Genomic DNA, 24172 nt, shown 5'->3' with positions numbered 1-24172 from the left:
TGGCGCCGCCCCCTGTGTATCCGAACCTGTACAATAGCAGTCCCATGGCCATATCCATCAAAACCGCCGAGGAAATAGAAAAGATGCGAGTCGCCTCGCGGTTGGCCGCCGAGGTGTTGCAAATGATCGGCCCGCACGTGCGGGCCGGCGTCAGCACCGGCGAATTGGACCGGCTCTGCCACGAGTACATCGTCAACGAGCAGCAGGCGATCCCGGCGCCGCTGCACTACCGCGGCTTTCCGCGCTCCATCTGCACCTCGGTCAACCATGTCGTCTGCCACGGCATCCCGAACGACGATTGCCGACTGCGCAAGGGGGATATCGTCAACATAGACGTGACCGTGATCAAGGACGGCTACCACGGCGACACCAGCAAAATGTTCCTGGTGGGCACGCCCCCCGCCCGCACCCGGCGGTTGGTCGAAGTGGCCTACGAATGCATGCAAAAAGGCATCCGGGCGGCACGCCCCGGGACCAACCTCGGCGCGATCGGGGCGGCGATCCAGGATCACGCCGAGGCGTCCCGCTTTTCGGTGGTGCGCGAATACTGCGGCCACGGCATCGGCAGGGAGTTCCACGAAGACCCGCAGGTACTGCACTACCGCAGCCACGACCCCGGCGTCACGATGCGCCCGGGCATGACCTTCACCATCGAACCCATGCTCAACGCCGGCAAGCGGCGGGTACAGCTGCTGGACGATCGCTGGACCGTGGTCACCCGGGATCGGAGCCCTTCCGCCCAGTGGGAACACACCATACTGATTACGGCAAGCGCCTGCGAAGTGCTGACCCGGCGAGAGGAGGAGAGATTCTGAAGGACCGCCCAGGGCGCCTCCCGACTGCCGGCGGCCCCGGTCCGGAGCGGCCGGCGGAGAGCGGCGCGCCGGCGGCGCCCTGGCGCCTGCAACTGCGCCGCCAGCGGGACGCCCTGGATCGGAGGTTCCTGGCCAACGAGTCCATTGAGACGCTGGTGCGCGAGCAAAGCCGGCAGACGGACCGCCTGTTGCGCCGGGCCTGGCGGCGGCATTCCGCCCTGGCCGGGGGGGAGCTGGCGCTGGCGGCCGTGGGCGGCTACGGCCGCGGCGAGCTGCACCCGTACTCCGATATTGACCTGCTGATCCTCCACCGCGGGCGCATGGGCGCCGCCGCCAGCGCCGCAGTCGAAAGCTTCCTCGTTTCTCTCTGGGACGCCGGGCTGCAGATCGGTCACAGCGTGCGCACCGCGAGCCAGTGCATGCGCGCGGCCCGCGCCGATCTCTCCGTGCTGACCGCCATGATGGAAGCGCGGCCGCTGCTGGGCCGCGCCGACCTGGCGGAGGCCATGCGCGCCGCCATCGCAGCGGAGCGGATCTGCCCCGGGCGCCGCTTTCTCCAGGGCAAGTTGCGGGAACAGGAGGAGCGCCACAACCGGGTCGGGCGGCACAATCTGGAACCCAACATCAAAGACGGACCGGGCGGCCTGCGCGACATCCATACCGTGGCTTGGGTCGCCATACGCCATTTTGGCGGCGACCCCTGGCGCCACCTGCGCCGGCAGGGCTTGCTGCTGCCCGAAGAGAGCCGCGCGCTGGAGGAGAGCCGGGCGCTCCTGTGGCGCATACGCTACGCCCTGCACATGCTCGCGGGCCGGCGCGAGGAACGCCTGCTGTTCGACTATCAGCGGCGCATCGCGCCACTGCTGGGCCACACTGCTCCGGGCAATGCCGGAGTGGAACGGTTCACAAGGGAGTATTACCGCGCAGCCCGCAGGATCGGCCTGCTGAACGAGATTCTGTTGCGGCAACTCGGAGAACGGATCGCGCCGCGGGCCAGGCACAGCGAAACCCGGCTGAATCGCCGCTTCCGGGAGCGGGACGGCCAGTTGGAGGCCCGCGATCCCAGGGTATTCCAGCGTTATCCGCACGCCCTTCTGGAACCCTTCCTGCTGCTCATGCAGGAGGAGCGGCTGGACGGCCTGGCGACAACGACGATGCGCCTGATTGGCGACAGCGCCAAGCGCGCGGACGACAACTTCCGCGGCGACCTGCGGACCCGCAGCTTGTTTTTGGAGATCATCGGCCAGCCGCGGGGAGTCGGGCGGGCCCTGCGGCAAATGCACCGCTACGGAGTGCTGGCCGCCGTGCTGCCCGCCTTCGGAGACATCGAGGGGCGCATGCAGTTCGACCTGTTCCACATCCACACCGTGGACGCGCACATCCTGGCGGTGCTGGAGCGGCTGGACGAATTCGCCGCCGGACGCTCGCCCGATTTCCCCATGTGCCACGAGATCATGCGGCAGATCCCCAAGCGACCGCTGTTGTACCTGGCGGCGCTGATGCACGACATCGGCAAGGGACGCCGCGGCGACCACTCCCTGCTGGGGGCGCAGGAGGCCCTGGATTTCTGCCATTACCTGGGGCTGGGCGAGTACGACTGCCAACTGGTCGCCTGGCTGACGGAGTACCATCTGCTGCTGTCGCATACGGCCCAACACGAAGACCTGGACGACCCCTCCGTGATCGAGCGCTTTATCGAAAAGGTGGGCGACCAGGATCAGCTGAATTACCTCTACCTGCTGACAGTGGCGGATATCAGCGGCACGCACCCCAAATTGTGGAACAGTTGGAAGAACCACTTGCTGGGCACCCTGTACGACCGCGTCCTGCAGGCATTGCGCCGGGGGCGCGGCAGGCCGATCGCCAAACGAGAGCGGATCCGCGGGACGCGCGAACAGGCCTTGTCGCTACTCGGCAACGGCTGCCGGTCGCTGGCAGAGCGGCTATGGCAGCGGCTGGGCGAGGAATACTTTCTGCGCTACCGTGCCGACGAGATCGCCTGGCACGCCCGCGGCATCGTTAGCCGGCGGCAGCCGGAGCAGCCGCTGGTCCTGGTCAACCGCCGCACCTCGCGCGACTGCACCGAGGTGTTCCTGCATCTGCCGGAACGGGGGCGCAGTTTCATCGCCGCCACTTGGACGCTGGACCAACTCGGCCTGTCCATCGTAGATGCCCGCATCGTTACCGCCTCGAACGGCGGCGCGCTGGACAGCTACTCCGTGCTGGAGCGCAGCGGCGAGCGCGTAGGCAGCGGGCAGCGGGCGCGCGAGATCGCCCAGCGCCTGCGACACGTCCTGGCCCGGCCCGATATACCGTTGCAGGTCAGCCGGCTGGCGTCGCGACAGGCGCGCAGTTTCCGGATCGAAACCCGCATTGATTTCCTGGACGATCCGGACAACGACCGCACCATCATGGAGGTCGCCACCATGGACCGGCCGGGACTGCTGTTTCGGATCGGCACGGCCTTGCGGCGTTCGGAACTGCAACTTCAGGGGGCGAAGATTGCCACCTACGGCGAGCGCGTCAGGGACTTCTTTTTCCTCGCCGGCAAAGGCGGCGGCAGGGTGCGAGACCCGGCCCGGCGGCGACGCCTGCGCGGCGCCATCCTGGAGATGCTGGGAGAAAACTGAGCATGTACCGGCCCCTGCCTCCCGCCGACGAGGACGAATTGCGCACCCGCGGCCGGGCGCTGGCGGGCCGCACCCTGGGCGAGATCGCGGGGCGACTGGGCGCCTGCCCGCCACGGGACCTGCGCCGCGACCGCGGCTGGGTCGGGCGGCTGCTCGAGGCGGCCTTAGGCACCGACGCCGGCCCCCGTTCCCGCCCCGATTTCTCCGCCCTGGGCATCGAGCTCAAGAGCCTGCCCGTCAGCCGGGACGGGCGCACGCTGGAGTCCACCTTCGTCTGCGCCGTCTCCCGGCAACGCGACACCGCCCCCGTATGGGAAGACTCCGCGCTGCGCCGCAAACTGGCGCGCGTACTGTGGGTGCCGGTACTGGCCGAACCGGGGCTGTCTCCGGCGCAGCGCCGGGTCGGGATGCCCTGGCTCTGGTCGCCGACGCCGGGCGAAGCGGAAGTGCTGCGCGCCGACTGGGAAGAACTGCTCCAGATCCTGCGCCTGGAAGGGACGGAATTCCTGGACGGGCGCTACGGGAACTACCTGCAACTGCGCCCGCAAGGCGCCCCCGCCGGCGAGGACGGCGTGTCCTGGAGTTTCTACCTGCGCCCGCACTTTACCGCCCGCCTGCTGCGAATACACTACGCCCCGGCGGCAGCGGGATGAACGCGGCAGCCCCGAATCCGGCCCCGCCGCGCGCGTCCCCGGACCGGCGCCTCTCGGTGGCGCCGATGATGGGCTGGACGAACCGGCACTTCCGGCGCCTGGCACGGACCCTCTCCCGCCACACCCTGCTGTACACGGAGATGATCCCTTGCCAGGCGCTGTTGCGCGGCGCCCTGCCGCTGCGCTGCGATGACGCCGAGCGCCCGCTGGCGCTACAGTTGGCCGGCTCGGACCCGGAGTCGCTCGCCGAGTGCGCGCGCATGGCGGAGCGGACCGGCTTCGACGAAATCAACCTCAATGTGGGCTGTCCCAGCCAGGCGGCGAGCAGCGGCCGGATCGGGGCCTGTCTGCTGGCGCAGCCGGCGCAAGTGGCGGACTGCGTCGCGGCCATGTGCGAACGGGTCGCGACACCGGTCACCGTCAAAACCCGTACCGGCGTCGATCGCTGCGACAGCTACCGGCACCTGGCCGGATTCGTGGAGCGGGTCGCCGCCGCCGGCTGCCGCGGTTTTATCGTGCACGCGCGCAAAGCATGGCTGCGGGGGCTGAGCCCAAAAGAGAACCGCACCCGCCCGCCGCTGCAACACGGCCGCGTCCACCGGCTGAAGCGAGACTTCCCGGAGTTGGAGATCGTTCTGAACGGCGGCATCTCCTGCCTGGAGGAAGCCGGCGCGCAACTGGGCCTCGTGGACGGGATCATGATCGGGCGCGCCGCCTACCATAACTCCTACCTGCTGGCCGCCGCCGACCCGGCGATCTTCGGCGCCCGGCGGACGCCGCCGCCGCGCCAGGAGATCTTCCGGGCCTACCGACGCTATGCCTGCCGCGAACTGCGCCGCGGCACCCGCTTCCAAAGCCTGGTCCAGCCCTTGTTCGGCCTGCTGCACGGACAGCCGGGCAGCCGTCGCTGGCGCCGGTTGCTGAGCGCAGGGAGGCGGGGAACGGAAACCGAGACCCTGGAACAGGCGGCGATGCAACTGCAAGACTTCGCTGCCCGACGCCCCTGCGCCATGCCGGAGTGAGCGCCCCGCCCCGTTGCCTGCTGATCTATGACGGCGCCTGCAATATCTGCCGTTACTGGGTCGGTTACTGGCGGCAACGCACCGGCGACCGGGCCGATTACCGTCCCTATCAGGACGCGGCGCAAGACTACCCGGAGTTGCCGGTCGCCGCCTTCCGCCGCTCCATCCAGCTGTTTCTGTCGGACGGCCGCCGCTGCCAAGGCGCCGAAGCGGCGTACCGGATCCTGGCCCTGGCGCCCGGTCACGGCCACTGGCTGCGGCTGTATCTGCGCCTGCCCGGCTTTGCCGCGATCAGCGAATTCGGCTACCGCTTTCTCTCCCGGCACCGGCGGCTGCTGAGCGGCATCAGCTGCCTGCTCTGGGGGCGCCGCCCGCCTCCCCCGTCGCGCTACGAACTGAGCTGCGCCCTGTTGCTGCGCGGGCTGGGCGCCGTATATGCGATCGCCTTTTATTCGCTCTGGGTTCAGATCGAGGGACTCGTGGGCAGCCGCGGCATCCTGCCGATAAGCGACTACCTGGAGCTGGCGCGCGAGGCGCTGGGGAGCTCTGCCTACTGGCGCATTCCCACTTTGTTCTGGCTGCATTCCGGCGACCTCGCCCTGCATGCCGTCTGTCTGGCGGGATGGTTCCTGGCCGCGCTTATCTTGCTGGGCAAAGGCGGGCGTCTCGCCGCCGCGCTCGCGTTCGTGATGTACCTGTCGCTGTGTCACGCCGGGCAGGTGTTCCTGCGGTTCCAATGGGACCTCCTGCTGCTGGAGGCGGGGTTCCTGGCGATTTTCCTCTCCCCGGGCTCGGCGCTCTCCCTGTGGCTGTACCGCTGGCTGCTGTTCCGCTTCGTGTTTCTGTCCGGGGCGGTGAAACTCCTGAGCGGCGACCCTTCCTGGGCTGCCCTGACCGCCCTGCAATACCATTACGAGACCCAGCCGCTGCCCACGCCCCTGGCCTGGTACGCGCACCATCTGCCCGATGCGTGGCACCGGTTCTCGGCGGCAGCCACCCTGGGCATCGAATTGGCCGCGGTATTCCTGATCTTCCTGCCGCGCCAGGCGCGTTTCCTGGCCGGCGCCGCGATCCTGCTCCTGGAGTTGTGCATACTGCTGACCGGCAACTATAATTTTTTCAATCTTTTGACCATGCTGCTGTGCCTCTCTCTGTACGACGATGCCGCATTGCGAAGCGTCTTGCCTGCCAGGTGGCGCACCGAGATTACCGCCTCCCCGCCGCCGCGGGCGGCAATCCGGTGGGCGACCGCAACGCTGGCCGCAACGGTGGTAACGATCAACGCCTCCCAGTTCTGGCGTCTGTTCGCCGCCCAGGAACTGCCGGGCGCGGCCGCCGCGGAACGGTTCCTGCGCCCCCTGCGTATCGTCAATCCCTACGGCGTATTCGCGGTGATGACGACGCAACGCCTGGAACTCGTGCTCGAGGGCAGCCGGGACCGCCGCTCCTGGCAAGAGTATTCCTTCCGCTACAAACCCGGCCCCACCGCCAGGGGGCTGCCGTGGATCTTCCCGCACCAGCCGCGGCTGGACTGGCAGTGCTGGTTCGCCGTCCTCGGCACGGCAAGGGAGCATCCCTGGGTTGGCAACCTGGTGTATCGCCTGTTGCGGAACAGCCCGCCGGTGATTGCCCTGTTCGACTACAACCCCTTCCCCGACCAACCGCCGCGGTACGTCCGCGCCCTGCTGTACCGCTACAGCTACACCGCCCCGGACGAACGCCGGCGCAACAACGCCCTCTGGCGGCGGGAGTTGCTGGGCTACTACCTCCCCGCCACGCAGTTGCAGGGGGCGCGGTGAGGCCCTTGCCGCCGGCGCCCGCCCTGGCCGCCTGCGCCCTGCTGCTCGCCGGGGCGGCGGCTGCCGCGGAGCTGGCCACGGAACAGACCAGTTACGCCCTGGGGGTGCAGTTCGGCCGCGATACGCGGCAGATCGCCTCCGGGATCCGGTTGGACGCGACCGCGTTCGTCTCCGGGGTCCGGGACGCCCTGACGGGCCGCAAGTTCCGACTCCCGACCCAAACCATGTCCTCCCTGCTGATCGCCTTCGAGCGCAACCGGGCCGGCAAGCCGGAAGCGGCGGCGTCGAAGGACACCAGTTATTCCCTGGGCGTGCATTACAGCCGCCACCTGTCCATTCACAAATCGCGGCTGCGGATGCAAAACTTTTCCCAGGGGATCGAGGATGCGCTCACGGAGCGCCCGCTGCGCCTGGAAGAGCCGGAGATCGCCAAACTGCTGCTGCTGTACAAGGAGGACTGGCTGCGCCAATGGCGAGAGTTGGGGAACAAAAACCGCGAGGAGGGGCGCCGCTTCCTCGCCGAAAACCGGAACCGCGAGGGGGTGACGGAGTTGGCGGACGGCCTGCTGTACGAAATCCTGCGGGAAGGCCAGGGAAGGCGGCCGGGGCTGAGCGACATCGTGCGGGTGCATTACCGGGGCAGCTTGATTGACGGCGAGGAATTCGACAGTTCCCACCGCGGCGGCGCGCCGGCGTCGCTACCCTTGAAGAGGATGATCCGCGGCTGGCAGCGCCTGCTGCCTAAAATGCGGGTCGGCGCCAAGTGGCGCGCCTACATCCCTCCCGCCCTGGGATACGGCCGCGAGGGTTCGCCGCCCACCATCGGCCCCGATGCGACCCTGGTGTTCGAGATCGAGCTGCTGGGGATCGAGGAGCGATCCGCCGCGGACGAAGACCCGTCCTGAACGTTCGCGGCGGCGTTCACAGCAGGCGCTGGCAATCGGCCTGCCGCAGGGATTGCCGCAGACGCGCGCAGGCGCGGCCGGCCACCCACACCACCGCCTCCGCCACCTTCCCGGGCTGCTCCAGGTGCACCATGTGACCGCTTTGCTCGGCAATCCAGCGGCGGCTGTCGCCGCTTAGAGCGGCCAACTCGCGCTGCATCTCGTCCCAGACGGTCTCCCGGGCATCCCCCAGCGGAGTCTCCGCCCAGACCCGCCGGCCGCGGCTCACCACCGCCAGCGGCAATCCCGGCGGCAAACTGAGGGCAGAGACCTCGTGCGCGCTGCGGTTAAAGCTGCGCAATTCAAGCCGCTGGGCGGCAATCGCCGTCCCCGAGGTGACCAGAGACCACACCTGGTCGCGTATTTCTTGCGGATAATGCCGCAACTGCTCCCTCAGGTAAGGGCTCTGGAACATCCGCACCATCCGCAATATGCTCGCCTCCTGGCGGTGCACCAGCCGCCTGCCGGTTTGGGGTACGCCGACCTGCGGGATGCGCTCCGCCTGCTCCGGATGCGAAGCGTCCACCAATACCAGCCCCGCCGTGCGCTCCGGGTAGGCAGCCGCGAAGTAACGCACGTTATAGCCGCCGAAAGAATGGCCTACCAGCACGTAAGGGGGCGCCAGCTGCGCGGCCTCCAGCAATACTTGCAATTCCCCGGCCAGCTGCGAACTGAGGCGATCTCCCGCGCTGGGCTCGCTCCAGCCATACCCGGAGCGGTCATAAGCGCAGACCCGCAACCGCGGCGCCAGCAGCCGCTGGACTTCGCGCCATTCCAGCGACATGCCCCCCAGACCGGAGTCGAACACTACGGTCGGCCCCCCCTCTCCCAGGCAATGGATATGCATCCGGTGGCCAGCGACATCCAGCAGCCTCCCCGGAGGCGGCGGCCAGTCCCGTTCCCCGCCGCGCGCCGCCCCCGAGGCGCCCGGGAAGGCGCCCAGCACAAGAATCAGCGCGGCGAGCGACCGCAGACCGTAAAGACTCCGCCCGCGGGAGAAAACTGACAGGGGCCAGACCGTTCTCATCGCTCGATTATATCCCGAATCCCCGCGCGCAGAGCTACCCGCGGGCCGCAAAAACCGGACAGAAAGACAGCGGGACGCTGACTTGGCGGCAACGACGCATTATAATAGCGATACAAGGCCGGGGCCGCGGTGGAGACGCATCGCTCCCCGCCAGCCCCGCGCATAGACAATAAACGAGGTATGGCCATGCAAAGCACCTGGAAACGTTCCACCGCCCGGTTGGCGGCGGCGCTGATCTTGCTGCCGCTCGCGGCGGCTACAGCCGCCGCGGCGCCGGCGGCGGCCAAGCGCGAACTCCTGTACGTGCCGGAAGAACAGTTAATCCCGGACCTCAAACACAATCGCGCGACGGGGATCATCCTGCACATACTGAAGAACTACCACTACAAAAAAGTCCGCGTGGACGATGCGCTTTCCGACCAGGTGCTGGACAACTACCTGAAGGCCCTGGACCCGAACCGGCAGTTCTTCATGCTGGAACAGGTAAACGACTTCTCTATCAAATACCGCTACCGCCTTGACGAGGCCTTGCTGACCCGCAACCTGGAACCTGCCTTCGAGATCTACAGACAGTTCCGCCGTCTGGTGCAGCAAGCGGTGCGCCATGCGCAGTCCCTGCTGGAGGGGGAATTCGACTTCACCGCGGACGAGAACTACACCTATGATCGGCGCGACGGGCCCTGGGCCGTCTCCCTCAAAGAACGCGACGAGATCTGGCGCAAACGAGTCAAGAACGACCTGCTCTCCCTGCACCTGGCCGGCAAAGAAGGCGCCGAGGCGCGGGAGACCCTGGCCAGCCGCTACCGCTCGATAGAGACGGCCATCATGCAACGCAACAGCGACGACATTTTTCAAGTCTTCATCAATTCCTTTACCACAGCCGTCGAGCCGCACACCTCCTACCTGTCGGCCCGCACCTCGGAAAACTTCGACATCAGCATGCAACTGTCCCTGGAGGGAATCGGCGCCGTCCTGCACTCCACCAACGGCGAATACACGACGATCCAGCGGCTGATCCTGGGCGGCCCCGCCGCCCTCAGCGGCGAACTGGAGGCCGAGGACCGAATCGTCGGCGTCGGCCAAGGCAGCAGCGGGCAACTATCCGACGTGATCGGGATGCGGCTGGACGACGTGGTTGACCTCATCCGGGGCCCCAAGGGCTCGATCGTGCGGCTGGAGATCCTGCCCAAAGGGCGGGGGCCGGAAGGACCGACCCGGATCGTGCGGTTGACCCGGGACAAAGTGCGTCTGCAACAGCGGGCGGCACAATCCTTCACCATCCAATTGCCGGAAGAACGACAGATCGGGGTCATAGACATCCCCTCCTTCTACGTGGACTTCAAGGCCCAGACCCGCGGCGACGAAGATTACCGCAGCACCAGCCGCGACGTACGCAATTTGCTCTCCGGGCTGAAGGAAGAGAATGTCGAGGGTATCGTGATTGACCTGCGCGGCAACGGCGGCGGCTCGTTGCGCGAGGCCCTGGAACTTACCGGAATGTTCATCAAGACCGGTCCCATCATCCAAACCCGCGACTCCCGCGGCAAGATCGAGATCAATCACGACTCCGACCCGGAGGTCCTCTACACCGGCCCCCTGGCCGTGCTGGTGGACCGCAGCAGCGCCTCGGCCTCGGAGATTTTCGCCGGCGCCATCCAGGACTACCGGCGCGGGATTATCATCGGCGAGCCTACTTTCGGCAAAGGCACGGTGCAGAACATCCTTGACCTCAATCGCTACTACCAGTCGGACAGCGAAGACCTGGGCAAGCTGAAGACGACCATCGCCCAGTTTTTCCGCATCAGCGGCGGCAGCAACCAGTACCGGGGGGTAGAGCCGGATATCGTCTTTCCCACCGCCGAGAACGACTCCGACTACGGCGAACGCGCCCTGGAGAACGCCCTGCGCTGGGACACGTTGCACCCGCTGGATTACTCCCCGCTGCCGCCGCCGACAGTCTCCATCGAACAATTGCGCCGCAAGCATCTGGAGCGGGTCGCGTCCGACCCCGATTTCGAATTGCTGCGCAAGGAGATCCAGATCTCCCTGGAGAACCGGGAGCGGCGCACGGTCTCGTTGCGGGAAACAAAGCGCCGGGAACAGCATCAGGAGCTGCTTGCGTTGCAAAAGGAAGAAGACGGCCGTCTCTCCGGCGAGCGGGACGCCGACGAAGAAGGGCAGGAAAAGCGCAGCAACTACCTGCTGGATCAAGTGGACCTGCTGTTACGGGAGGCAACCCGCATCCTCAGCGACCTCACCGCCACCCCCCCCGTTTCGCAAGCCGCCGACTTGCAACCGAGCTGAGCGCAGGGACGCTTCGGCGACACCCGCCGACCGCCTCCCGCAGGCGGCCGGGGGCGCGGCGCGGCAGGAGCCCAAACAATGAAACCAATACCAGCGACCCTCATTGAGGGAGACGGAGTCGGTCCTGAGATCATGGCGGCCACCTTGGAGGCGCTGGATGCCTTGGGATCGCCCTTCCGTTGGGACCGACAACAAGCCGGCGCTGCCGCCGTGGAGAAGCATGGCGACGCGCTCCCCGAGCCGGTACTGGCCAGCATCCGGCAAACCCGGCTCGCGCTGAAGGCGCCGCTGAACACCCCTATCGGCACCGGGTTCCGCTCGGCCAATGTCCGGTTGCGGGAGATCTTCAATCTCTACGCCAACGTACGCCCCGCCCGCTCGCTCTACAGAGGTGGGCGCTTCGAGGACATAGACCTGGTGCTGTTGCGGGAAAACACCGAGGGCCTGTACGTGGGCGTAGAGCACTACGTTCCCATCGCCGGCGATCCCAAGGCCGTGGCCGAGGCATCGGGCATCATCACCCGCTTCGGGTGCCGGCGATTCGCCGATTTCGGCTTCCGCTACGCCTTGGACCACGGCCGCCGCAAGGTCACTATCGTGCACAAGGCCAACATCCTCAAGACCCTCACCGGGCTGTTCCTGGAGACCGCCATGGAAATTGGGCAACGCTACCGGGACCGGCTGGAGATCGAGGACCGCATTGTAGATAACTGCGCCATGCAGTTGGTGCTTGACCCCTCGCAATTCGATCTGCTCCTCACCACCAACATGTTCGGCGACATCCTCTCGGAAGAGATCGCCGGGCTGGTCGGCGGGCTGGGACTGGCCGCAAGCGGCAATATCGGCGACGACGCAGCCATCTTCGAGGCCGTGCACGGATCCGCGCCGGACATCGCAGGCCGGGGCGTTGCCAATCCCTGCGCCCTGATGCTGGCCGCCACCATGATGCTGGAACATGTGGGCGAACACGGCCTGGGGAAGCGCCTGCGCCAAGTCATCGGCGACACCCTGCAGGCCGGGGTACGCCCCCCCGATCTGGGCGGCGACGCCAACACGAGGCAATTCACTGCCGAGATCGTACGCCGGCTGCGCTGAAAACAGCATCCGACGCCAGCCCCGGCTTTTGCCGGCAGACACAACCGGCGGTCACCCCACCGGAGGCGCACAAAACCGGCACGGTCACCACCCGAGCCGCGGCGACGGGGTTGCGCCCCATCCTTCAAGGAGCCGGTTCCCGCAACCCCCGGAACCCCGCCATGCCCGGCGGATGCTCGCCCCCTTGGGCCTCCTCCGACGCCATCCCAGGCGCCCTATGTCCGGGCCCCTATTGCGGCATGGACTTAGTCTATATATTGGAGGTATAATAGAGATTCAGCCATACAAAACAAACGGTGCAAACAATGCAAAGCTGGCTGTTCTGGCTGAGGTCGTCGGGTTACCGTACGCGACACAAGGAGGCTCGCAGTAAACCCGCCCTCGCCCCTACAATGCTGCCCTATTCCTCAAGGGCAGACGCCTCCCTTTTATGCCAGATTTCCGTAGCACTTTAGTCGCCCTGGGCGAAGGCAAAGTCGGGATCGCGCGCCTGTGCTCCCGGCTTGAAGAACTGCTGGACGAACAACCGCAACTGGCGGAGTCCATGCTCGAGCAACTGGAGCATGCTTACGTAGAACGATTGCTGAGCATCGGGCTGTACTCCTCTGTCAAGCGCCATATTGTGCAGTGCCAGACACATATCGCTGACAAAATGCGGGCCGAGCAACCGCAGCAACAACGCCAGGGTGCGGCCGTGATTGCCATGAACGCCAGGGAGCGGGGGACGGATGCTCCGAATGCCGCGGACGGCGACGCGGCCCCTGTTGCGCATTCCGCCGACCGCGAGGCAAAAACCGCCCAGGATGTGCGAGACGCGCTGGCCATGGCAAACGCGGCGGAGAACGAGGCGCCGACCAAGGTCCCCAGCCTTTTGGACTTCCTGCCAGCCTCGGAGATCAGCGACGCGCCCGTCCTGCCGAACCGTGAACCGAACGAGGGCCAGATAGACGGTCCATCGAACGACCCCCTGCACGCACAATCCCAACCGCCGGAGCAACAAGAGGACGAGGCGGAGACGCTGGATGTGGGCAGTGTCATCCGGAATCGCTTCAAATTGCTGAAACTTATCGGCCAGAGCGGCATGGGCAAAGTTTTCAAGTGCATAGACCTGCTGAAGCAGGAGGCCCGAGACCAGAATCCCTATTTGGCCGTCAAATTGCTCAATGAAGACTTCAAGCAACATCCCGAGGCCTTCATTGCCATGGAACGGGAGTTCAGCAGGCAGCAGCGGCTGACTCACCCCAACATTGTCACCGTTTACGACTTCGACCGGCTCAGCGCCAACAGCTACCAGGTTTACATCCTCATGGAGCTGCTGGAGGGGCTGCCGCTCGATATCTATATCCGGCGCACCGTAATCCCTAACGGCGGGCTGCCCCTCGAGCAGGCGTTGCCGATCATCCGGGATCTGGGAAAGGCCCTCAAATACATTCACCAGAAGAACATCGTTCATGCCGATCTCAAGCCCAGCAACTGCTTCATGCTCCATGACAAGAGCGTGAAGCTGCTGGACTTCGGCATTGCCCGCGTCTTGACCGATCCCCTGTCCAGCGATCATACCCATACGCTGTTCGACGCCGGCAAACTGGGCGCGCTCACCCCGGCCTACGCCAGCCTGGAAATGCTGGAGCAGAAAAGCCCCGACCCCTGTGACGACATTTACGCACTGGGCTGCCTGACCTACGAACTGCTTACCGGCGAGCACCCCTTCAGCAAAATACCCGCCAACGTCGCCTGTGACAAAGGCCTGACGCCAGCCCCCGTCAAAGACCTGAGCCCGCAACAGATGCAAGCGCTGCGACAGGCGCTGGCCTTCAAGCGCAAGAACCGCAGCACCAACATCACCACCTGGCTGGCGGAACTGGAGGGCAAGCCTCCGCGGGCGACCAAAATGTGGCAGAGCCAATACCAAGCCTGGGCAAAAGAGGAGGACGACACGGCGCCGCGCAAACGTTCCTGGAAGCTCTGGGCGACGGCGGCCACGGCGGCACTCCTCCTGGCCGGCCTCTGGCCGGTTCTGGAATACGTACGCCACCGCCAAATCAACCAAGTGATCACGGTCCTGGAGCAGGGAGACCAACAGGCCATCATCCAGACCCTGGAAACGCTGGATCGATACCGCGCGGACGAACGCCAGCGCATCCTGGACATAGCGGGCTACACCCTGCAACGGTCCTTCCAGATAGCCGTTGAGGAAATTACGATGCCCGAGCAGGGGAGCTACGACTTCCCGCGGGCGGAACAGATGCTGAAGCGGGCGGAGAGCTTCTATCCCGACACCCCGTGGCTGGAGGCGCTGCGCTTCGGAGTAAAGGAGCGCAAGGCCCTGCTGCTCCAAGAGTTAAGCCGGCAATACGAAGCGCATCTCGCGGCGGGCAACTTGCTGGCCGACAATCAGGCCGAGGATATCACTGACGTGCTGGAGATCCTGGCCGTCGCCGCTCCCGAACACCCGCTGCTGAAGAGCCCGCGCCTCATCGCCGCCTACCGACAGGCCGCGGACAAAGCCTGTTCCCTGGGCAACCCGCAACAGGCGCTGAACTATATCTTGCCGGCCCTGGCCCTTGCCCCGGACGACCGCGATCTGCGCGACTTCAAGAATAAGGCGCAAACGCTGGCGCGCGCGACAGGCGCCGAACGGGAAAAGATGCAGCGCGAGTTTGCCAGCGACGAACGCGTCAAGCTCGGAGTGCTGATTGCGCAACCCCGGGCCGGGGACGACGAATGGGAAGCCCGGGTACGGTCCCTCTTGCGGCGCCTGGATGGATTGTTGCCGCCGGACGATCCGACGCCGGAGCGGGCACGAGACCAGGTCGCCGAGATATACCTGCCGGCGGTGCAACAAGCTGCCGCGGAAAACCGCTTCGCCGATGCCCGCGGCATACTGGACCGTGTCGAACAAATCACCGGGAAAACGGCTCTCCTGGAAACGGCCCACACCGATATCGAACAGGCAATAGAACAAGTCCGGCACCGACAGGACCGGGAGCGAAGCGGGGAACAATCGGGACCGCTGGAGCCCGTAAAAGTGACGCTGCTGACGCAATTGCTCGACCGCGACGTCGCCGCCGCCAGGATTACCCTGCACAGATTGCAGGAGGAACTGCCGAACGACGACCCGTTCCTGGCTCGGGCATACCGCTCCTTCGAGGACACCTACCTGCGGTTGGCGGAGGAAACAGCCCGGAAAGAAGGCAACGGGGCCGCACTGACACTGCTGCAAGAGGGAAGCGGGCTAATTCCCGGCGCTTCCAGACTGAAACAAGCCCAGCAGAAATACATGCGCGCGGGGAATGCGGCGGGCCGGCGTTTCCGGGACTGCGATACCTGCCCCGAGATGGTGACATTGCCGATGGGGAGTTTCCGCATGGGAGATCTGAGCGGCGAAGGCACCGAAGACGAGCGCCCAGCACATGAGGTCTTCATACAGTACCTCTTGGCGATAGGCATCTACGAGGTGACGGTGGCCGAGTACAACGTTTTCCAGGCGGCTCCCGCGGCCCCGTTCCCCAAGGCCAAAGACAATCCGGTGGTGAACGTCCGTTGGGGCGAAGCGATGGCCTACACGGAATGGCTGAGTGCCAAAACAGGCGAACCGTACCGGCTGCTGACGGAGGCGGAATGGGAGTACGCAGCGCGTGCGGGAACGGCGACGAAATACGCCTTCGGCGACACGTGGAGTGCCGAACAAGCGAATGCGTACGGCAGCGCGGACGGCCATGAATACGCGGCGACAGTGGGAAGCCTCCCCGCAAACGGCTTCGGCCTACACGATATGCACGGCAACGTGTGGGAGTGGGTGTCGGATTGCTGGAACGGCAGTTACCGCGGGGCGCCAACGGACGGGTCGTCCTGGGATACGGGAGACTGCCTGCGGCGCGTGGTGCGCGGCGGTTCCTGGGACAGCGATCTGCAGTACCTGCGTTCTTCCAACCGCAACCGCAAAAATATGATGGAACGGTACAGCTACGTCGGTTTCCGCGTCGCCAAAACGCTGGCTCCGGAGCACGAAGCGGCTCCGTAGCGACCTGCCATGCGCAAGCCACAGGCCATACGACCGCACTTGCGTTGCGGGCGCCCCGGACGGAGAACGCGCCCCGGAACGGCGCCGGGGGCAACGCCGTGACCGCCACCGGATTTCTCTACGACCCGCTTTTTCTGGAACACGATACGGGCGCGGGCCACCCGGAACGGCGCCAGCGACTGACGACGACCCTGAAAGAATTGCAGGGCAGGAGCTGGTTCGCCCGCCTGCGAAAGCTCGCCGCCCGCCGCGGCGAGGAGGAATGGGTGCGCGCCGTGCACGCGCCGGACTACGTGCGCCGGGCCGAACATGCCTGCCGCAACGGAGCGCCTTTTCTGGATGTACCCGATGTCCGCATCTGCAAAAATTCCTACGAGGTGGCACTGCGGGCCGCGGGGGCGACGCTGGAGTTGGCGGATCGGTTGGCGGACGGGACGATAGACAACGGCTTCGCGTTGCTGCGCCCGCCCGGACACCACGCGGAAACGGCTCTGGCCATGGGATTCTGCCTGTTCAACAACGCCGCCATCCTGGTTCGCTACCTGCAGGGACGGCATGGCCTGGACAAAATCGCGGTGTTGGACTGGGACGTGCACCACGGCAACGGGACACAGCATTGCTTCGAGCAGGATCCGTCCGTGCTCTACATCAGTCTGCACCAATACCCCTTCTATCCCGGCACCGGCGCGGCCCACGAGACCGGCGATGGCCGCGGCCGCGGCGCGACGGTCAACTGCCCGATGGCGGCGGGCAGCGGCGACGCCGAGTACCGGCAGGCGTTCCGCGAACGGGTGCTGCCTGCCCTGAACGCCTTCCGCCCGGAGGCCATCGTGCTGTCGGCGGGCTTCGACGCGCACCGCGACGACCCCCTGGCCAACATCGAGTTGAGCACGGAATGTTACGGCTGGATGAGCCGGCGCATCCTGGAGGTGGCGGAACGGCACTGCGCCGGGCGGGTGCTCTCCCTGCTGGAAGGAGGCTACCACCCGCGGGCGCTGCCGGCATGCGTGGCCAGCCATTTGGCCGAGATGTGCGGCAACGGCGGTCCGGAAACGGCGGGCGCGGAGGATGCCCCGGAGATACCCCCGCGGACTTCGCCGCCGACAAACCTTGCGTAATCCGCGCAACCGCAATCCGCGCGCCGGCGGTACCTGGCCGGCAGCCTTCCCCAGGGGAACGGCGACCCGCGACATCCGCGCGACGGCTTAGATGCGGGTTCGGCTGGAAACCCTGGGCTGCCGCCTGAATGAGGCCGAAGCGCAGGTCTGGGCGGGAGAATTCAGGCAGCGCGGGTGTCGAATCGCCGATGACGGCGAAAAAGCCGAACTGGTGGTGGTCAATACCTGCGCCGTGACCGGCGAGGCGGCGCGCAAATCGCGGCAACTGCTGCGCCGCGTCCGACGCCGCCAACCGCAGGCGCGGGTAGTCGCCAGCGGTTGCTATGCCAGCCTGGAACCGGCCGCGGCCGCGGCGGCCGGCCGGACGGACCTGCTGTTGCCGAACGCCGGCAAGGAGCGGCTGGTCCCGGCCGCACTGGCGTTATTCGACGCCATGACGCCCGTGCCGCCTGCACTGCCGGAGACGGCCGTGCCCCGGCGGCGCCCGCGCCGCAGCCGGGCCTTCGTCAAAATACAGGACGGCTGCAGGCACCGTTGCAGCTACTGCATCGTGACCGTCGCCCGGGGCGCGGAGCGCAGCCGCCCCGCCGCCGAGACAGTGGCCGAAGTGCGCCGCCTGGTCGCCGGCGGCGTCCTCGAGGTGGTGTTGACCGGGGTGCACACCGCCGGTTACGGCGCGGAGCGCGGCGGCCGTCTGGACACGCTGGTGCGGGCGATCCTGCAAGATACCGATCTGCCCCGTCTGCGACTGGGTTCTCTGGAGCCCTGGGACCTGCCAGAGGACTTTTTCCGCCTGTTCGAGGCGCCGCGGCTGATGCCGCACCTGCACCTGCCGTTGCAGAGCGGCAGCGACAAAATCCTGAAGCGCATGGCGCGCCGCGTGCGCACCCGCGACTACGAACGACTGGCGGCGCAGGCGCGGGCAGCCCACCCGGACATGAGCATCACCACCGACATCGTCGTCGGCTTCCCCGGCGAAGGCGAACGGGAATGGCGGGAGGGGCTGGAATTCATCGAACGCATGGGCTTCGCCGGGGTGCATGCCTTCCGTTTCTCGGCGCGGCCCGGCACGGCGGCGGCGCGCATGGGACCCATGGTGCCGGAAACGGCGAAGAAGGCGCGCAGCCGCGAATTGCAAGCGCTGGCCTCTCGTCTGCGCCTGGACTTCCTGCGCCGCTTCCTGAATCGCGAGTTGCCGGTACTGTGGGAGGCGGCGGAGACAACCGCGCCCGCCGCACGGCCCCGGGCGGCGACGATCTACGGCGGCTACACTCCCAATTACCTGCGCGTGCGGCAAGAGAGCCGACAGGAGCTGGCCCACCGCATCCATGCGGCGCGCATGACCGCTATCGGCGCGGACGGTTCAACCCTGGTCGGCGTCCCGGCCGCCGGCAGCCGCCTCGTCGAGTAGGGACTCCACCCAGTCCAGGCGCCGCTCTACCGCCGCGATCCGGTCCTGTTCGCGCTGGATCGCGTCCTGAGTAGAGAAAGCCGCCCGCAACGGCTGGTTGCGCAGCAAGGCGTAACCCTCGCCCAGAACGGCCACCGTCTTCCGCGCCCGCTCCCGTTCCAGACGCAGACCATTTACGGTGCGCCGCAGCCGGTCCAGGCGGCGCTTCAAGACGGCGCGGGCGTCCTCAAGCTGCCGGTATTTGCGCTCCATGTCCACTACCGCCAGCCGCGGCTCGTCCGCCACAACCGGAGGCGGCAGGAGTATTGCCGTTGCCAACAAGACGGCGGCAACCGCCCGCGCCAGGGCGGACGGGAGCCGGGGCCAGCGGGCGCATGGACCGGCGGCGGGCGCCGGGACGCAGGCACCGCGACAGACACGGCAGCCGCGCGCTCCCCGCGCGCTATGCGCCGCGGGCAAGGTACTGCTGGTGGTATTCCTCTGCATAGTAGAAATCGGTCAACGGCGCGATCTCGGTAGTCACGTCGCCGCGCCCGGCGCGGCGCAACGCGCGGCGACACTCTTCCAGCGATTCCAGGGCCTGCCGCCGCTGTTCCTCGTCAGCGGTAAAGATCGCCGAACGGTATTGCGGCCCCACGTCGGGCCCCTGGCGCATCCCCTGTGTGGGGTCGTGTCCTTCCCAGAACAGACGCAGCAACTCCGCGTAGGAATGCCGGACCGGGTCGAACACGACCAGCACCGTCTCCGCGTGGCCGGTGCGGCCGCCGCATACCTCCCGGTAACCGGGGTCCGGGACCTGTCCGCCGCAATAACCGACGGCGGTGTTGTACACCCCGTGTTCCCAAAAGAGCCGCTCCGGGCGCCAGAAACATCCCATGGCAAAGGCCGCCCTCCGCAACCCTTCCGGAAAGGGGGGCCGCAGGGGGCGCCCGGTTACCTTGTGCCGCAAAAGGTCTTCCGCGCGGCGCATCCTCTCTCCCTCTGCAACGACAGCGGCCGTCATGACGACGCAGCAGCCCGTTGCGAAACCGCAGCGTTAAAGATAGCACGCCCCCCGAAGCCCGGACAATCCGCACCCGCACCCGGCGGGAGAGGCGCCCGGCCGCCGCGCCGCTTGGCCGCCGTCCGAAACCAGGGGTATAATCGCCTTCCCGCCCTACGGCGGAAACCAGGGAAGGTTGCAAAAGCCAGGGATGACCGTCGCCATCAGTTACAGCCGGGGCCAACTCGGCATCCAGGCGCCGCTGATCACCGTCGAGGTGCACCTCGCCGGCGGCCTGCCGGCGTTCTCCATCGTCGGCCTGCCGGAGACGACGGTGCGGGAAAGCAAGGACCGCGTCCGCAGCGCCCTGCTGCATAACGGCTTCCATTTCCCGCCGCGCCGGATCACGGTCAACCTGGCGCCGGCCGACCTGCCCAAGGAGGGCAGCCGTTTCGATTTGGCGATCGCCCTGGGGATCCTGGCCGCCTCCAACCAGATTGACGCCGGGCGCTTGCGCGAATACGAAATGCTGGGGGAATTGGCCCTGACCGGCGAACTGCGCCGGGTGCAAGGGATCCTGCCCGCGGTCCTGGCGATGCGCGCCGCCGGTCGGCGCCTGATCCTGCCGGCCGACAACATCGCCGAAGCGGCCCTGGTCAAAGAAGTGGAATCACTGCCGGCGGAGCATCTGCTGCGTGTCTGCGAACACATGCAGGGGCGGCGGGAGTTGGCGCCCGCGGCGGCGGCGGCGCCGACTCGCGCCAGCCGCAAGTACTGGGACCTCTCGGAAGTATGCGGACAGCCTCAGGCCCGTCGCGCCATGGAAATCGCCGCAGCGGGCCGCCACAACCTGCTGCTCATGGGCCCCCCGGGGACGGGCAAGACCATGCTCGCCGAGCGGCTGGGGGGATTGCTGCCCCCGATGACCGAAGATCAGGCCCGGGAAACCGCCATGGTGGCCTCGGTAGGGCACGGCGGCTTCGACCCGCGCGACTGGGGCAACAGGCCGTTCCGGGCGCCCCACCATACCGCCTCCGGCGTGTCGCTGGTGGGCGGCGGACGAATCCCAAGCCCCGGAGAGATCTCGCTGGCCCATCACGGGGTCTTGTTCCTGGACGAACTGCCGGAATTCGACCGCCGGGTGCTGGAGGTGTTGCGCGAACCGCTGGAATCGGGACGCATCGTGATCGCCCGGGCCGGGGGACGAGTGACCTTCCCCTCCCGCTTCCAGCTGGTGGCCGCCATGAACCCCTGTCCCTGCGGTTTCCTCGGCGATGCGGAGCGTCGCTGCCATTGCAACCTGGAGCAGGTGCGCCGCTACCAGCAGCGAATCTCGGGCCCCCTGCTGGACCGGATTGACCTGCAACTCGCGCTGGCCCGGCCCGCCCCCGGCCTGGTGCTGTCCCCGAAAGCGGGCGGCGAAGGCAGCGCCGCGGTGCGGGACCGCGTCTGCATCGCCTTTGAACGGCAATTGCGACGCGCCGGCAAGGTCAACGCCTCGCTGGAACATGCGGAAGTGGAACGCTACTGCTCCCTGGGCCCGGAGGCGTCCGCACTGCTGGAGCAAGCGGTAGAGCGGCTGCAACTCTCGCTGCGGGCGCTGCAGCGGGTGCGGCGCGTGGCGCGCACCATCGCAGACCTGGCCGGCCGCGAGCAGCTGGGGACCGAGCATATCGCCGAGGCCGTCGGCTACCGCCGGCTGGACCGCGGCGGCCTGAGTTTCGCCGGGGCGCCCCCCGGCGTCTCCTGAGCCCGACCCCGCCCCAGGCGATAACGGACGGACGGCAGTCGCCGCCGGCGCCCCCTCGCGCCGCTACTTCCCTGCAGGGAAATATTCAGGCGAATCCAGATCCTTGACCTCAGACACCTGCCGGAAATTCATGCCCAACTGCCGATAGTGGGCCGCGCCGAATTTAATTTTCCTGCGTTCGCTCGGCCGCAATTCCCGTTCTTTGGATTTCGTTTCGGCAACGAAGTAGATGGCGGTTTCGTTCTTTTTAATCAGCGCCCAGTCGGGGTTGTAGTTGCCGATAGGGGTTTTGATTTTGAACCACGGCGGAAGTTTGAAATAAAATTCGATGTCGTCCCGGCTTTCGCAGTCCTGGGCGAATTGGTGTTCCACGCCCGAATCCAGCGGCATCCAGCCTTCGTTGATGGTTTTCTTCGGGCTGCTGACCTTGAAGGTGTGATCGTTGCGATGAAATTCATACCCCTCAAACAGGCGCAACTCGTATTCTTTGGCGCCGATTTTTTCGTATTTGATTCCGTCTTCCATTAAACCCGCGAGCACGCCCTCAATGGAATCCGTCGCCTTGTCCGCAAACATCTGCGGATTTTTCAGCGCATCGCCCAGCCGCCCGGAGCGCCGCAGAATTTCATACACGGTGTCGCGCGTGAGCCGTGCGCGCTCGTGGCTCTGCACATAGGAAAGAATGTCGGGGACAAAATCAACGCCGCCTTCGGCGCGCACCATCTTGCCCGCCTTCTGTATTGGCGTAACGCCCTTGGCTTTATCAACGCTAATCTCCGCTGTTTCAATGTGAAACGACGGCTTGTCCACCCTGCCCATGTCTTTCACCGCCTGCGCTGCCTTGTCAATCAACGTAGCGGTGTCGTATTCCACCCGGTAAGTGGTGCGGTACTTAATCCGGTCCCACAGCGCCTTGAAGTTTTCGTCCAACTGAAACCCCTTGCGGTACTTGACCTCGCGCCGCTGGCGCTTGTTCTTGATTTTATCGCCAAAATCCACGCCGCACTCCTGCTCAATTTCATTTTGCAGCTGGCGCGCAAAATCCTCGTAACTTTCGTTGGCGATCACGGTCAGGCGATTGACCGCGGCGTCTTGAACGCGGTTGCCGTTTCGGTCCACCGCCAGCCTCATGCCGCGGCCGATTTCCTGCCGTTTTTTCAACTCGGACTGCGTTTCGTTCAGCGTGCAGATTTGGAATACATTGGGATTGTCCCACCCTTCCCGCAACGCCGAGTGGCTGAAAATAAACCGCAGCGGCTCAGCCGGGTCCAGCAGCCGCTCCTTGTCTTTCATAATCAAGCGGAAAGTGTCGTCGTCGGCCTTGGTGTTGCCGCTGGTGTCTTTCCACTGGTCTTTGGCGGCGGAAAAATAACCGTTGTGCACCTCGTCCACGGCAAACGGAATCAGCCCGGCGTATTCTTTTTTGCCGGACTCTCTTTGATACACCGCCTCGAACCACCGGGCGAATTTGCCTTTTTCGCCCGTCTTGTGGCGGCGGTAGTTGGCCACGCGGTCAATAAAGAACAGGGAAATCACCTTGATTCCCCTGCCCTGCAACTTCTTTTCCCGCTTAAAATGCTCGGCGACGGTTTCCCGAATCTGGATTTTCATCATCTCGTCGCTCAGCCCGCCGGCGGCCTCGCCGACGCGCAATGTCCCGACGCCGGAAAAGGCGACCCGCCCTTGTTCGGCGTCTATCTCATTCACGATATAACCGTCGCGGTACATCTCCCGCTGGCCGGAATGCTCATAAAGGTCATCGCCGGAGCGGACGGTCACCTTTTTTCTTTTCACGCCGGCGGCGGTGTTGCAGTCAATTTCCAGCGACGCGGAAAGCCGGCCCCGGACGTTGATTCTTTTCACCCGCACATAAGCGGCGTTGAAATCATTTTCCGCGCGCACCGAGTCCACTTCAATCTGTTTCACCAGCCCCAACTCATGCGCCCGCACCGGGTCCAAGTTGTAAATCCGGTTATAGTGGTGAACATGGGTGGCCGAATAGCGCAGGGTGCAGAGATAGTTCAGCTCCTCGATCGCCCTTTTGCGCTTGACCGTTTCCATATTCTGCGGCTCGTCCACAATAACCAGCGGATGGGCGCGGCGGATGAAATCAATGGGCTTCTCGCCGGTCAGTTTATCGTTATGGCGATTGATGACATTGGCATCCTTGGCGAAAGAGTCAATATTGATGACCAAAATCTGAATCGCATCGCTGAGGGCGAAATCCCGCAGCCCCGAAACCTTCCTTGAGTCGTACACCGAAAAATGCGCCGGCGGCCTGCCATAAAGATTCTGCAGGTGGTCGTGGGTGATGGACAGATTCTTCAACACGCCCTCGCGGATGGCCACCGAAGGCACGACAATGACGAATTTCTTGAAGCCGTAAACCTTGTTCAACTCATAAACGGTACGCAGATAAACGTAGGTTTTGCCGGTGCCGGTTTCCATTTCCACGGAAAAGTGCAGGCCGTCCAGCGACTCGCACTCGTCCAGTTGGTTTTCTCGCTGAATGGCGCGCACATTTTTTAGAATTTGTTTTTCATCTATCGCCAGGCGGTTGGCGAACTGCGCGTCAGGGCGGACCAGAGAAAAATTCCT

16 protein-coding genes are annotated in these 24172 nt (G+C 65.8%); 12 read left to right on the top strand and 4 right to left on the bottom strand.

Translation table 11 applies throughout. The features are described from left to right. Nucleotides 1–44: 44 nt before the first annotated feature. Genes map through OXU43_06385 form a run of 6 tightly spaced genes read left to right on the top strand, consistent with a single transcriptional unit; the run spans nucleotide 45 to nucleotide 7824 of the window. Nucleotides 45–815 (top strand): type I methionyl aminopeptidase, encoded by a 771-nt coding sequence (gene map / locus OXU43_06410; protein ID MDD9824785.1) that lies wholly within the window; start codon nucleotides 45–47, stop codon nucleotides 813–815. Further along, nucleotides 743–3445: a [protein-PII] uridylyltransferase gene (glnD, locus tag OXU43_06405; GenBank protein MDD9824784.1), complete on the top strand. Its 2703-nt coding sequence runs from the start codon at nucleotides 743–745 to the stop codon at nucleotides 3443–3445. Before map ends, glnD begins: the two co-directional genes overlap by 73 nt. Before the next feature lie 2 nt (nucleotides 3446–3447). Next, the gene (locus OXU43_06400) at nucleotides 3448–4098 is read left to right on the top strand and encodes a MutH/Sau3AI family endonuclease (protein ID MDD9824783.1); all 651 of its coding nucleotides are present in this window, start codon (nucleotides 3448–3450) and stop codon (nucleotides 4096–4098) included. Continuing rightward, nucleotides 4095–5120: a tRNA dihydrouridine(20/20a) synthase DusA gene (gene dusA / locus OXU43_06395; GenBank protein ID MDD9824782.1), complete on the top strand. Its 1026-nt coding sequence runs from the start codon at nucleotides 4095–4097 to the stop codon at nucleotides 5118–5120. The genes OXU43_06400 and dusA overlap by 4 nt, the downstream gene beginning before the upstream one ends. Beyond that, entirely contained in the window at nucleotides 5117–6919 is a 1803-nt protein-coding gene (locus OXU43_06390) for a lipase maturation factor family protein (GenBank protein ID MDD9824781.1), read from the top strand. The genes dusA and OXU43_06390 overlap by 4 nt, the downstream gene beginning before the upstream one ends. Then, a complete protein-coding gene (locus OXU43_06385) occupies nucleotides 6916–7824 on the top strand; it encodes an FKBP-type peptidyl-prolyl cis-trans isomerase (protein MDD9824780.1) in 909 nt (302 codons plus the stop codon). Before OXU43_06390 ends, OXU43_06385 begins: the two co-directional genes overlap by 4 nt. 16 nt (nucleotides 7825–7840) lie before the next feature. Here OXU43_06385 and OXU43_06380 read toward each other — a convergent pair whose 3' ends face one another. Further along, the gene (locus OXU43_06380; GenBank protein MDD9824779.1) at nucleotides 7841–8890 is read right to left on the bottom strand and encodes an alpha/beta hydrolase; all 1050 of its coding nucleotides are present in this window, start codon (nucleotides 8888–8890) and stop codon (nucleotides 7841–7843) included. Nucleotides 8891–9070: 180 nt separating this feature from the next. Here OXU43_06380 and OXU43_06375 point away from each other — a divergent pair, with 180 nt between their 5' ends. The 5 genes from OXU43_06375 to mtaB all read left to right on the top strand — a co-directional run bounded on the left by OXU43_06375 (nucleotide 9071) and on the right by mtaB (nucleotide 18842). Further along, nucleotides 9071–11194, top strand: a complete 2124-nt coding sequence (locus tag OXU43_06375) for a carboxy terminal-processing peptidase (GenBank protein MDD9824778.1) — start codon at nucleotides 9071–9073, stop codon at nucleotides 11192–11194. 78 nt (nucleotides 11195–11272) lie between these two features. Beyond that, nucleotides 11273–12289: an isocitrate/isopropylmalate family dehydrogenase gene (locus tag OXU43_06370; protein MDD9824777.1), complete on the top strand. Its 1017-nt coding sequence runs from the start codon at nucleotides 11273–11275 to the stop codon at nucleotides 12287–12289. Nucleotides 12290–12719: 430 nt separating this feature from the next. After that, the gene (locus tag OXU43_06365; GenBank protein MDD9824776.1) at nucleotides 12720–16313 is read left to right on the top strand and encodes a bifunctional serine/threonine-protein kinase/formylglycine-generating enzyme family protein; all 3594 of its coding nucleotides are present in this window, start codon (nucleotides 12720–12722) and stop codon (nucleotides 16311–16313) included. A 98-nt stretch (nucleotides 16314–16411) separates the two neighbouring features. Further along, the gene (locus tag OXU43_06360) at nucleotides 16412–17431 is read left to right on the top strand and encodes a histone deacetylase (GenBank protein ID MDD9824775.1); all 1020 of its coding nucleotides are present in this window, start codon (nucleotides 16412–16414) and stop codon (nucleotides 17429–17431) included. A 91-nt stretch (nucleotides 17432–17522) separates the two neighbouring features. Further along, entirely contained in the window at nucleotides 17523–18842 is a 1320-nt protein-coding gene (mtaB, locus tag OXU43_06355) for a tRNA (N(6)-L-threonylcarbamoyladenosine(37)-C(2))-methylthiotransferase MtaB (GenBank protein ID MDD9824774.1), read from the top strand. On the opposite strand, the gene OXU43_06350 is transcribed toward mtaB, so the two are convergent. Both OXU43_06350 and msrA read right to left on the bottom strand, forming a co-directional pair. Then, on the bottom strand, nucleotides 18795–19163 hold the full coding sequence (locus tag OXU43_06350) for a hypothetical protein (GenBank protein ID MDD9824773.1): 369 nt from the start codon (nucleotides 19161–19163) through the stop codon (nucleotides 18795–18797). The genes mtaB and OXU43_06350 overlap by 48 nt on opposite strands. 121 nt (nucleotides 19164–19284) lie before the next feature. Next, nucleotides 19285–19812 carry a peptide-methionine (S)-S-oxide reductase MsrA gene (gene msrA, locus OXU43_06345; protein MDD9824772.1) on the bottom strand — a complete coding sequence of 176 codons (528 nt, stop codon included), beginning with the start codon at nucleotides 19810–19812 and terminating at the stop codon, nucleotides 19285–19287. A gap of 223 nt (nucleotides 19813–20035) precedes the next feature. Here msrA and OXU43_06340 point away from each other — a divergent pair, with 223 nt between their 5' ends. Further along, nucleotides 20036–21574, top strand: a complete 1539-nt coding sequence (locus OXU43_06340; GenBank protein MDD9824771.1) for a YifB family Mg chelatase-like AAA ATPase — start codon at nucleotides 20036–20038, stop codon at nucleotides 21572–21574. 63 nt (nucleotides 21575–21637) lie between these two features. Here OXU43_06340 and OXU43_06335 read toward each other — a convergent pair. Continuing rightward, nucleotides 21638–24172 (bottom strand): DEAD/DEAH box helicase family protein (locus OXU43_06335; GenBank protein ID MDD9824770.1); only part of this gene is annotated, 2535 nt, incomplete at its 5' end.

This window comes from Gammaproteobacteria bacterium (assembly GCA_028817255.1).
In the GTDB taxonomy this organism is placed as follows: Bacteria; Pseudomonadota; Gammaproteobacteria; order Porifericomitales; family Porifericomitaceae; genus Porifericomes; species Porifericomes azotivorans.
This window is presented reverse-complemented; position numbering and strand designations above follow the sequence as displayed.